This window comes from Bradyrhizobium genosp. SA-3 (genome assembly GCF_004212635.1).
Lineage (GTDB): Bacteria > Pseudomonadota > Alphaproteobacteria > Rhizobiales > Xanthobacteraceae > Bradyrhizobium.
Genome location: NZ_PSRT01000207.1, coordinates 1 through 10,918 on the forward strand (window position 1 = coordinate 1; position 10,918 = coordinate 10,918).

Here is a 10,918-nt window from a genome sequence, read left to right on the forward strand (position 1 = left end):
CCAGATTGATGGCGCCGCCGGGATCCGGCACCGATGCAGGGGGCACCGGCGGCGGCCGATCGGAGAAAAGCTGCGCCTGCGCGGCGTTTTGGCCAAGGAAAACCGGGCCGAGGGACACGAGGCACGCGGCAAGGATCAGCGCCGGCAGCAGCCGAACGCCGCGCCGCCATCCGATGATGCCGTCACCCCCGCGTGTCATGCCCCTGCTTTTCACCGAAAACGCGGCAAATTCAAGCCTCAGGAACCCGATCGAATACTGTCATTGGAACCCGGTTGACGCCTGCGTGATTAGTCCTGAAGCAACCGTCCATCGCCATACTCCTGCCCTGTGCGCTTCCCAAAGCGGCATAAACCATGCTTCGCCGCGGTTCTGGCGGAGCGCCAGTGTGGCGCCTAGTCTGGTGATACGGGCCTGGCCCCGGCGTAGGGGAGTTTTTCAGTGCTGGACATCTTGAAGGGTCGGGGCGCGAACGGCTCAAACGGCGAGAAAGTTGGCGAAAAAGTTGGCTTGGGCAGCATCCGCCGGCCGGTCATCGGCCTTGCCCTCGGCGGCGGCGCGGCGCGCGGCTTCGCCCATATCGGCATCATCAGGACCCTGCTCGCCAACGGCATCGTGCCTGACGTCGTGGTCGGCACCTCGATCGGCGCCGTGGTCGGCGGCGCCTATGCGGCCGGCCAGCTCGATACGCTGGAAGAATGGGGGCGCAGCCTGCAAGGCATGCGCAACATCCTCGGCTATCTCGACATCCGCCTCAATGGCTCCGGCCTGATCGGCGGCGAGAAGCTCGCGACCCGGCTCGAGGAAGCCGTCGGCCAGACCCTGATCGAGGACCTCCCAGCCAAATTCGCCAGCGTGGCGACCGAGGTGCGCACCGGCCACGAGATCTGGCTGACGCGCGGCCGCGTGGTCGATGCGATGCGCGCCTCCTATGCGCTGCCGGGCATCTTCTCTCCCGTGCTGATCGGCGACCGCTGGCTGGTCGACGGCGCGCTGGTCAATCCGGTGCCGGTCTCGGCCGCCCGCGCGCTCGGCGCCGAAATCGTCATCGCCGCAAATCTTTCCAGCGACATCTTCACCCATTCCACGACGATCTATTCGCACGGCGCGATGCCCACGCCGGTGGCTCCGGTGGCCGAGGAGACAACGGCCAAACGGCGTTTCCCGCGGCTGTTCTCGCCCGAGAAGACCATGAAGCGCGAGTTCTTCGGCGGTGGCGGACGCCCCGGCATCTCCTCGGTGATGGTGGATGCGTTCAACATCATGCAGGACCGCATCACCCGCGCCCGCCTCGCCGGCGATCCGCCCGACATGCTGATCACGCCACGGGTCGGCCAGTTCGGCTGGTTCGACTTCCACCGCGCCGAGGATCTGATCGCGCACGGCGTGCGTGCCGCAGAGCGTGCATTGGAGCCGATCCAGGAAGCGATCCACGTGCTGGCGCCGCCGCCCGAAGGCGCAGCGCCGACAATACGCGAGTGAAGTCCGCTCAGGCGGTCTTGATATAGTCGCGCAGGGCTTCCTGCTCGGCCTCGTATTCCTGGACGCGGCGCTTGACGATGTCGCCGATCGAGATCAGGCCAACCACCTTGCCATTCTCGATCACGGGCAGATGGCGGAACTTGCCTGTCGTCATCATCTCCATGAGCTCGGCGACCGTATCGGTCTCCTTGCAGGCGACGACCTTGCGAGTCATGACCTCTGCGACCGGCTCCTCCAGGACGCCGGCGCCGCGCTCGCCGAGCACGCGCACGATGTCGCGCTCGGACAGGATGCCTTCGAGCCGGCTCTGGTTCATCACCAGCACCGCACCGATCTTCTTCTCAACGAGCAGCTTGATCGCGGCCGACAGCTTGACGTCGGGCTCGACGCTCATGATCTGATGGCCCTTGGTGTTGAGAATGGAACGTACCGTCATTGTCGCCTCCCTGAATCGGAGCCGTCCGCCATTTGGCGGTTCGGAACTTGTTCGCGAGTCTTCAACTAACAGTTTTAGCGCCGGTTTCAGGCTCGTGCGCTTTGCGAAGCATTGCTTCGCTTCGGAACATCCTTCTAGGGAATGATGGATGAATTCGGGCCGCGCCGCAAGCGCCGCTTCAAATTCGGTCTGAAACGTCCTGTGATGACGCATCCGCAGCATCGCTTCGCACGCGCGGCACCGGGTCGAACAGCGCGAACAGCAGGAGCCCTGCGAAGAAGCCGCCGATATGGGCTTGCCAGGCGACGCTCGTGGTTTCGGCATCGACGCCGATCGCGCCGACACCGAAGATGATGTTGAGGCCGAACCAAACGCTGAGGAAGCCGACCACCCTTCCGTCGCGCAACGCGCGCGACAGCGGCAGCGCCGGAACCTTTGCGGCGGTATCGGCGTCCGAACGGCTGAACGACAGGAAGCTGCCGCGGGCGAACGCGAAGCGGATCGCCGCCGCCATCGCCCCCGACACCGAGGCCGAGGCGCCGATCATCGGCGCCACCGCATGCTCATGGGTGACGAGATGGGCGAGCGCGCCGGCCGCCGCCGTCACCGCCATGAACACGAAGAACCTGATGGCGCCGAAGCGCCGCGCCAGCGCGCTGCCGAACGGCAGCAGCCACAGCACGTTGAAGCCGAGATGGGTGAGGTTGGCGTGCAACAGCGAATAGGTGACGAAGGTCCAGACCTTCGCACCCGCCCCGCCCGGAATCTGCAAATTGAGCAGCGAGGAATCGTAGCGCTTCGGGATGAAGCCGAAGACGTCGATGGTCCAGTTCTCGATCTCCGGCGGCAGCAGCACCCGCAGATGGATCAGCGCCAGCAGGGCGATATAGACGGTCAGCGCCGCGGGCAGCGTCAGGATCGGCTCGCGCGGCGCCTCCTGGACGGTCGGCAAATCCGGAGAATCCTGCGGCGGAGAATTTTGCGGGGAATCCAAGGCAGCTTCGCTTTCAGGCGCGATCGGAGCGATCCACTTGGAGATAGTCGCCTTTGCCGGCGTTGCGCAAGTGCACAAAAGGAAAAGGTGGCGCGGGATGTTTCAATCTGGGCCCTGCGCTGGGCCCCGGCTCAGCAGTGCAGCGCTGACGAAGCGCTGCACTGCGTCCGGGGCACGAATTCGGGCTCGCCGAACTCCGTGTCCCGGACGCGGTGCGGCACGCAGTGACGCGCCGCTGAGCCGGGACCCAGATTGGCAGCAATCTCGAACCGTGCAATCTTAGGTAGCTCGAACTTTCCTGGTTTACGACCATGCAAGCCGCCTTCTTCGTCTACATCCTCGCAAGCAAGCGAAACGGCACATTATATGTCGGCGTGACCAACGACCTCGCTCGCCGAATGCCGCACACAAGGCCAAGCTCGTTTCCGGCTTTACCAAGCAGTATGGCGTCACATTATTAGTCTATTTCGAGAGCTACGAATCCATTCTCGAAGCGAGAGCACGTGAGCATTCGCTGAAGCGATGGCGTCGCGCCTGGAAGCTCAAATTGATCGAAAGTCTCAATCCCGACTGGCGCGACCTGACGGATGAACTGAACTCCCTCGTTAGCTGACTGGGTCCCGGCTCTGCGCTGCAACGCTACGCGTTGCATCGCGTCCGGGACACGAAGACCTTGCGGGTCCGGATCGGTCTCGCGTCCCGGACAAGGCGCAGCACGAAGTGACCCGCCGCCGAGCCGGGACCCAGATATCTTCTTCGAGCTCGCAACATGGGCCCCGGCTCTGCAGCGCATCACTGAAGAAGTGCTGCGCTGCGTCCGGGGCAAGAGAGTGCGTGCCTGAGAAAAGGAAAAGGCAGGGCCCTGGGAAAGCCCTGCCTGTCCGTGTCGGACTTCCGGTACCCCTGGGAATAAGGTGTATCCCCACCCCTCCCCGCGGTCCCGTGACCAAACTGTTTGACGCCCAAAGTACAGGCCTCGCCGAGAACCTGGAAAAACCGGCGGGACTTGCGACCGCGATCACCATAGCAGGCGGGCCGCCGGCGCAAAGTGCATAGTTAATTTAACGTTAACAACGCAAAGGCGGCCTAGATGGGGCCTAAAACACCCTCGCGGCATGGACGCTGCAGATCCCCTCCTGCACAACAACGAAAGGGATCGCGGGTGCATTGAAGCGGGACAGGTTTGTGCCGTGAGGATGCGCCCCGGGGTAAGCGTTCAGTCATGAAACATCCGTCGAGCCGCGAGTTCTTCGCGTATTGGGACGACAAGCGCGGCATGGCCCGGGCCCCCGACAGGGCCGACATCGATCCGGCCGCCGTCCGTGACCTGCTCGGCGACATCTTCGTGCTGTCCTGCGAACAGCACCTCGGCTTCCCATTCCGCGTCGCCGGCACACGCGTCTGCGCGCTCGCCGGAGGCGATCTCAAGGACCGGAGCTTTGCGGCGCTGTTCACACAAGCCAGCCGCGGCGAGATCGAAGAGATCACCACGATTGTCGCCGACGAGACGTTGGGTGCGATCGCCGGCGTCACGGCCGCACGCGAGAACGGCAGCAAGGCGCATCTCGAGCTGCTGCTGCTCCCGTTCAATGCCCGTCCGCATACGCCCGTCAGCGTGACCGGCGTGCTCGCACCGTTCGACGACGAATGCGGCACGCTCGGCCCCTTCACCCTCACCTCCTGGCGCTATCTGCATCAGCCGGAAAAACTGCTGCCGCGCGCGATCCGCAAATTGCAGATCGCACGCGGGCTGATGGTGTATGAGGGACTGCGGTAGATTTCGAAAGCTCCTGCGCGCAGGCGGTGATCGTGCGATGGATCGTCGCGCGCCATGACCGATTTTGCCGGATTTGCGTCATTCCTGAAATCATTGCGACCGGATAGCTTCCGCGCCGCGTGAGACGACGAGCGGGTGACATCATGAGCTGGCGCATTCTGGCGTGGACCGCCCTCGGCGGCGTGGCATTGCTGGTGGCGATCGGTGGAACCTGGCTGCTCCTGCTGCCAGGCACGCCGGCATCGGGAACCGCGCCGGCGATCTCCAGAGACGAAGCCGAGGCGACGCTGGCCGCGCTGAAACCGCCGAAACGAAAGCGCCCCCTGATCGCCATCGTCGGCATCAACGACATGAGCGAGACCACCGACTATCTGATGCCCTACGGCATCCTCGCGCGAGCGGACGTCGCCGACGTCCTCACCCTGGCGACGCAGCCGGGCCCCGTCACGCTCTATCCCGCACTGAGGGTGCAGCCGCATGCGACCATCGCCGAGTTCGACGCCGCGCATCCCGACGGCGCCGATTACGTCATCGTGCCCGCGATGAGCCGCGACGACGACGCAGTCGCCCTGCAGTGGATCAGGAGCCAGGCCGGCAAGGGCGCGATCGTCATCGGCGTCTGCGTCGGCGCTACGGTCGTTGCCAACACCGGGCTGCTCGACGGCAAGCGGGCCACGACGCATTGGTATTCCGTGCGCGATCTGCAGAAGCATTCGACCATCCGCTATACGGCCGACCGCAGACTGGTCGTCGACCAGGGCGTCGCGACGACCACCGGAATCAGCGCATCCATGCCGATGGCCCTCACCCTGATCGAGGCCATCGCCGGACGGGCCAAGGCCGAGGCGGTCGCCCGCGACATCGGCCTTGCGGCGTGGGACGCGCGCCACCGCAGCGACGCGTTCAGCTTCACGTGCCCCTTCGCGCTGACGGCGATCGCGAACACGCTCGCCTTCTGGAACCGCGAGCAGCTCGGAATCGCACTGATGCCTGACCTCGACGAGGTCTCGCTCGCACTGATCGCCGATGCATGGTCGCGGACCTATCGTTCGCGCGCCCTCACCTTCGCCGCCACGGCGCAGGCGCGGACGAGCCGCGGAGGCCTCGGCATCCTGCCGGACCGGATCGCTGACGATTGGCCGGCGCAGCAGGTGCTGCCGGAAGCCGGCACCTCCCCGCCGGCACAGGCGCTGGACGAAACGCTGCGTGCGATCGAGGCGCGCTACGGATCGCGCACGGCCGACTTCGTGGCGATGCAGCTCGAATATCCGAAGCTGGATTGATCTCACTCTTAGCGGCGGAATAAATTGGAACGGATCCACATGAGCAAGCCGCGTTGGCGTCCCGCGCGCACGGCCGACCTTGCTGCCATCAGCGCGATCGCGGCGCGCATCCATCCTGATCTCTCCGAGCGCCCTGATGTGTTCGCGGAGAAGATGCGTCTTTGTCCCGATGGCTGCCGCGTGCTCGCGGTGGACGATGGGATCGTCGGCTACGGGCTCGCCATCCCTGGAAGCAATATCAGATCCCGCCGCTCGACGGCTTCCTCGCAAGCCTGCCCGACGATGCGGACTGCCTCTACGTGCACGACGTCGCCGTGCTGCCCGATGCTCGCGGTGGTGTCGCGCGCGCCTATGTCGCGACGATCGAGCAACTCGCGCGCTCAATGAGCATTGCGGCTCTCGCGCTGGTCTCGGTCTATGCCACACGGCCGCTATGGGAACGTTTCGGCTTTCGGCCCGTCACGACCGATGCGGAATTGCGCGCAAAGCTCGCATGCTACGGCGAAGGCGCGACCTACTTGCTGCGCGATCTCGCTGCGACGTGACGCCCCTCCCCGGTCGCGGCTCACGCGGGCGTGAAGCCACCCGCTCGAACCGGTTGCAGCCAGCCTCCGTCGAAGAACCGTGCGGGCCGTTCTGGTCTCGCCGAACCGAGACTGGAGAATGTCCATGAAACTCACATTGCCGAAAGTTGCTTTGATTGCCTTCGCTGCGGCGACCGCATTCACCGCGACCAGTGCCAACGCCGCGCAGTACCGGACCTACGGCTGCGAGTTCGCCTTCTTCGAGGGCTGCAGCGGCCTGATCGAGGCGCCGAGCCAGGGCGGACGACGCACGGTCAGCCATCGCGACACCTCGCCGACTTACATGAAGCAGAGCGATCCTCGCTACAGCTCCGCGATGCGTGATGCCGGCGGTGGTGGCGGCGGAGGCGGTGGCGGCGGCGGTGGCCGCTGAGCTCACGCCTCTCTCTTCAGATGATGTCGCCGGTGCAATCCGGCGGCATCATTGCCGTCTGCGCTGAACGGCGGACGCTCAACCTCGCCGCTTCTTCCGCGCCTTTTTTCCCGGCGCGCCCTTCACCGGCCACGGCGTGACCGAAGGCTCCGCGTGGCCCTGTTTGTTCTTATGCTTCTTTTTCTTCCCGAAAGCAGGAGCCTCGCCGAATTTCGGGCCACGCTCGCCGTGAGACTTGCTGCGCGGCTTGAATCCACCTGCCTCGCGCGCGCGATCGCTCTGACGCTCACGGTGATCGTCGTCAGCGGCCTCGCGCCGAGGCGCATATGATCGCTGCTCCGAAGCCACCTGCCGCGGCAGTGCGTCCGCCATCGGCTCGATGCGGATGCTGTCTTCCTTGTCCGGGCGCTTGATCTTGGCGGCGAAGGAATCCGCGACCCGCTCGGAAATCTCGAACTCGGTGGTGGTGTCCATGATCTTGATGGCGCCGATGTCGCGCTTGTCGATGCCGCCGCGGCGGCAGATCATCGGCAGCAGCCAGCGCGCCTCCGCATTCTTACGCCGGCCGATGGCGGCGCGGAACCAGACGCTGGCCTCCGCCATGCCGTGTTTCGACGATGATTTCCCGGATTTCGATCGCGGCTTGCCGGGACGATCGCCGCCGCCTTCGCCTTCAAACCTCTCACGACCACGATCGTCGCGCGGCTTGCCGCTGCGCTCGCCGGGATCGATGATGTCCTCGGGCGACGGCAGCCGGGCCCGATAGAGCCGCGCGAGCGCAGCGGCGATGTCTTCGGGCGAGCGCTCGGCCAGCAACGCCTGCGCCAGCACCAGATCGTCGGCCGTGGTCTCCTCGGTGAACAGCACGTCCTTCATGCGCGCGTGATCGAGCTTGCGGATGTCCTCCGCCTGCGGCGCCGTGCCCCAGGCCGCCTCGATGCCGGAGAGATTGAGCACCAATTCCGCGCGCCGGCGTCGTGCCGGCGGCACCAACAGGACGCTCGTGCCCTTTCGTCCGGCGCGGCCGGTGCGGCCGGAGCGATGCTGCATGACCTCGGCGTCATTGGGCAGATCGGCATGGATGACGAGGTCGAGGCTCGGCAAATCGATGCCGCGGGCGGCGACGTCGGTCGCGACGCAGACGCGGGAGCGTCCGTCCCGGAGCGACTGCAGCGCCATGGTGCGTTCGTTCTGGGTCAATTCGCCCGACAGAGCGACCACGGAGAAGCCGCGCTCCAGCAGCGCTGCCTGCAAATGCCTGACGGCATCGCGCGTGCTGCAAAACACCAGCGCGCTCGGCGCCTCATGGAAGCGCAGCACGTTGACGACCGCGTGCTCGACATCGGCGGGCGCGATCCGGATCGCGCGGTACTCGATATCGGCGTGACCGCCTTCGTCGCCCGCGACCTCGATCCGGAATGCGTCGCGCTGATATTGCTTGGCCAGCGCGACGATGCCGCGCGGAAACGTCGCCGAGAACAGCAGGGTGCGGCGCGCCTCAGGCGTGATCTCGAGGATGAATTCCATGTCCTCGCGAAAGCCGAGATTGAGCATCTCGTCGGCCTCGTCGAGCACGACCACCTTCAATTCGGAGATGTCGAGGCGACCGCGACGCAAATGATCGCAGAGCCGCCCGGGCGTGCCGACGACAATGTGCGCGCCGGCCGCAAGCTCGCGCTGCTCGCGCCGCGGATCCATGCCGCCGACACAGGAGACGACGCGCCCGCCGGCATGCCCATACAGCCAGGCCAGTTCGCGCTGAACCTGCAACGCGAGCTCGCGGGTCGGCGCCACGATCAGGGCCAGCGGCGCGCCGGCCTCGTCGAACCGCTCCGCCTCGCCCAGCAAGTCCTTGGCCATGGCAAGGCCATAAGCCAGGGTCTTGCCGGAGCCGGTCTGGGCCGAAACCAGGAGGTCGCGATCAGAGGCTTCGTCCGTGAGCACGGCGAGCTGAACGGGAGTCGGGGAATCATAGTTCCGCTCGGCCAAAGCTCGGGCGAGCGGCGGGGTCAGGGCCGGAAAAGACACGAGATGGAGAACCTTGGTTGATTCAGGCGCGCAAACGGTGGACCGGCGGACCTGAGCTGCATGCGCGGCAAACGGCCCGACCGCACGCTGGATTTTGATCTGGGCGCTCTTTACGCCAAGCGCTCAGAAATCACCATGCCTTTGATGCATGGCTTCACGCAGAGAACCGCGCCTGAAGGTTGCAGCGGATTTTTCCGACCACCTCGATTAACCTGAAGCACAACCGGATCTCAAGGGAATGACCGCGTGACGTCCTCCGCCAAACGCAGCTGCGGCGATTGCACGCTCTGCTGCAAGGTGATGGCCATCGAGGCACTGGCCAAGCCGGTCAGTGCCTGGTGCTCGCATTGTCAGCCCGGCCGCGGCTGCGCGATCTACGCTGCGCGGCCCGCCGAATGCGAGGACTTCGCCTGCCTGTGGCTCGTCAATGATCTCCTCGACGAGTGCTGGAAGCCGAGCCGCTCGAAGCTCGTCGTGACGACGTCGGAGGACGGCGTCGAAATCCGATGCGACCCGGGCTCTCCCAACGCCTGGCGCAAGGCGCCCTATGCCGGAGACATCCGCGCATGGGCGGTCGAAGGCGAAACCAACGACATGACGGTGGTCGTGATCATCGGCCAGCGCATGATCCTGGTCACGCCGGATCGCGAGTTCGATCTTGGAATTGTCGGCCCCGACGAACGAATCGTGCGCGAGCTGGAGGGCACGAAGGTGGTGGGTGCGACGGTGGTGAAGGAGAGCGAGCTCGGCCGCGGCTAGCGAGTGCACAAGCACGACGACACCGACGATTTCCCTGTCGTTGCGAAGGGGCGCCCGGCTCGGATCTAATCCCTGGAGGTCGCCAGCTTGCTAAAGCTCCCGACCAACTTCGCAACACTGTCTCTCGCTGCAAAGCTCAAGGCGCGGATGGCGCGCCAAGCTTCGGTTGCCTGCAGCCACGCCCTCACTTCGGCGAACTTCCCGTACGTCCAGGCGAACGCCGGAATCCGCATCAGCTTGTCACGCGTGAGATGGAACAGGCGCTCGACCAGCACGAGCTTGAGCAGCTCGCCGATGATAAGGGTCGTCGCGCCGCTCAGGACCTGACCAGTTGCGGCAAGATAGGCTGCCAGGGGCTTGATCGGCTCCAGAATGATCACTGGCACAGAAAACAAGGCCAGCGAAGGATAAGGCGGCAGCGACCTGATCCAGGCCCGCAATCGCTCGAATTGGAAGTGCCGCCCGAGCCAGAGCGCGATGGGCCGCGCAACGGCCATGAAGACCGCGTCCACCAGGAAGTAGACGGCGGCCAGGACGTAAGTGACGGGTTTCAGAATTCGCTTCACGGCACCTCTCCCGTGAACTGAAATGCGGAACTTGGGCCTAAGTTTCACCGCAGCGTGAAGAGTTCGCGGATTCCCGATGGAACTTTTTGGGCCTTTCAGATCTCCGCATAGACCTCCAGCAAATTTCCGTCTGGGTCGCGGAAGAACAGCGTGCGATGGCCGAACGCCTGGTTCGTCGGCGGCGACAGCAGCGCCACCCCCTGCCGCACGAGTTCGTCGGCGCACGCATCGACTTCAGTTGCCGACATCTTGAAGGCCAGTTGCAGCGAAGCGCTCCCCGACGGCGTCGGCGCATCAGCGGCGGTCCGGCTCGGCCTTGCCAGCGCCAGCGTGTTGCTGCCTATGCCGTACTCGATCCAGTTCGACGAGAGCTCGCGCAGCAGCGGAAACGCAAGGACGTCTTCGTAGAAGCGCCGCATCGCCGCCATGTCGCGCACGAAGATGACGGTGTAGTCGATCGCGCGGATGGCGCTGAAGGGCGAGCGAGGGCGCGGGGCTGGTTCGGTTGTTTGTTCGCTTGTCATCTCGTCCTTCATTCCAACCCCGACTCGTAGCCCGCATGGAGCCAGCGGGTCGGCGCAAAGCGCCGCCCGATATGCGGGACTGGCGGCCCCGGATTACGCTGCGCTCCATCCGGG

General features: G+C 65.3%; 10 protein-coding genes and 3 pseudogenes. 7 read left to right on the forward strand and 6 right to left on the reverse strand.

Going from position 1 to position 10,918, the window contains the following annotated elements; translation table 11 throughout:
* A pseudogene (locus CWO91_RS44830) lies at window positions 1-199 on the reverse strand (hypothetical protein); the annotation flags it as partial.
* Between the two features lie 240 nt (window positions 200-439).
* Between CWO91_RS44830 and CWO91_RS39345 the strand changes: the two are divergent.
* Window positions 440-1,480: a patatin-like phospholipase family protein gene (locus tag CWO91_RS39345; protein WP_130220743.1), complete on the forward strand. Its 1,041-nt coding sequence runs from the start codon at window positions 440-442 to the stop codon at window positions 1,478-1,480.
* A 7-nt stretch (window positions 1,481-1,487) separates the two neighbouring features.
* Here CWO91_RS39345 and CWO91_RS39350 read toward each other — a convergent pair whose 3' ends face one another.
* A complete protein-coding gene (locus CWO91_RS39350; protein WP_128933022.1) occupies window positions 1,488-1,916 on the reverse strand; it encodes a CBS domain-containing protein in 429 nt (142 codons plus the stop codon).
* Window positions 1,917-2,094: 178 nt separating this feature from the next.
* Entirely contained in the window at window positions 2,095-2,910 is an 816-nt protein-coding gene (locus tag CWO91_RS39355) for a rhomboid family intramembrane serine protease (protein WP_130220744.1), read from the reverse strand.
* Window positions 2,911-3,221: 311 nt separating this feature from the next.
* Between CWO91_RS39355 and CWO91_RS39360 the strand changes: the two are divergent.
* From CWO91_RS39360 to CWO91_RS39385, 5 genes and pseudogenes are all read left to right on the forward strand, one after another.
* Window positions 3,222-3,523 (forward strand): annotated as a pseudogene (locus CWO91_RS39360) (GIY-YIG nuclease family protein).
* A gap of 609 nt (window positions 3,524-4,132) precedes the next feature.
* Window positions 4,133-4,687 carry a PAS domain-containing protein gene (locus CWO91_RS39370; RefSeq protein ID WP_130220745.1) on the forward strand — a complete coding sequence of 185 codons (555 nt, stop codon included), beginning with the start codon at window positions 4,133-4,135 and terminating at the stop codon, window positions 4,685-4,687.
* Between the two features lie 143 nt (window positions 4,688-4,830).
* Complete coding sequence (locus tag CWO91_RS39375) at window positions 4,831-5,970, forward strand: DJ-1/PfpI family protein (RefSeq protein WP_130220746.1); 1,140 nt, start codon at window positions 4,831-4,833, stop codon at window positions 5,968-5,970.
* Window positions 5,971-6,009: 39 nt separating this feature from the next.
* Window positions 6,010-6,515, forward strand: a pseudogene (locus tag CWO91_RS39380) (GNAT family N-acetyltransferase).
* A 124-nt stretch (window positions 6,516-6,639) separates the two neighbouring features.
* Window positions 6,640-6,927 carry a hypothetical protein gene (locus CWO91_RS39385; RefSeq protein WP_130220747.1) on the forward strand — a complete coding sequence of 96 codons (288 nt, stop codon included), beginning with the start codon at window positions 6,640-6,642 and terminating at the stop codon, window positions 6,925-6,927.
* Window positions 6,928-7,005: 78 nt separating this feature from the next.
* Here the strand turns inward: CWO91_RS39385 and CWO91_RS39390 are convergent, their stop codons facing one another.
* Window positions 7,006-8,955: a DEAD/DEAH box helicase gene (locus tag CWO91_RS39390; RefSeq protein WP_130220748.1), complete on the reverse strand. Its 1,950-nt coding sequence runs from the start codon at window positions 8,953-8,955 to the stop codon at window positions 7,006-7,008.
* A 246-nt stretch (window positions 8,956-9,201) separates the two neighbouring features.
* On the opposite strand from CWO91_RS39390, the gene CWO91_RS39395 reads away from it, so the two are divergent.
* Entirely contained in the window at window positions 9,202-9,714 is a 513-nt protein-coding gene (locus CWO91_RS39395; protein ID WP_130220749.1) for a hypothetical protein, read from the forward strand.
* A gap of 65 nt (window positions 9,715-9,779) precedes the next feature.
* Here the strand turns inward: CWO91_RS39395 and CWO91_RS39400 are convergent, their stop codons facing one another.
* Window positions 9,780-10,280, reverse strand: coding sequence for a hypothetical protein (locus tag CWO91_RS39400; RefSeq protein ID WP_130220750.1), 501 nt, complete (start codon window positions 10,278-10,280; stop codon window positions 9,780-9,782).
* A 95-nt stretch (window positions 10,281-10,375) separates the two neighbouring features.
* A complete protein-coding gene (locus CWO91_RS39405; RefSeq protein ID WP_208753137.1) occupies window positions 10,376-10,816 on the reverse strand; it encodes a VOC family protein in 441 nt (146 codons plus the stop codon).
* Between the last annotated feature and the right edge of the window lie 102 nt (window positions 10,817-10,918).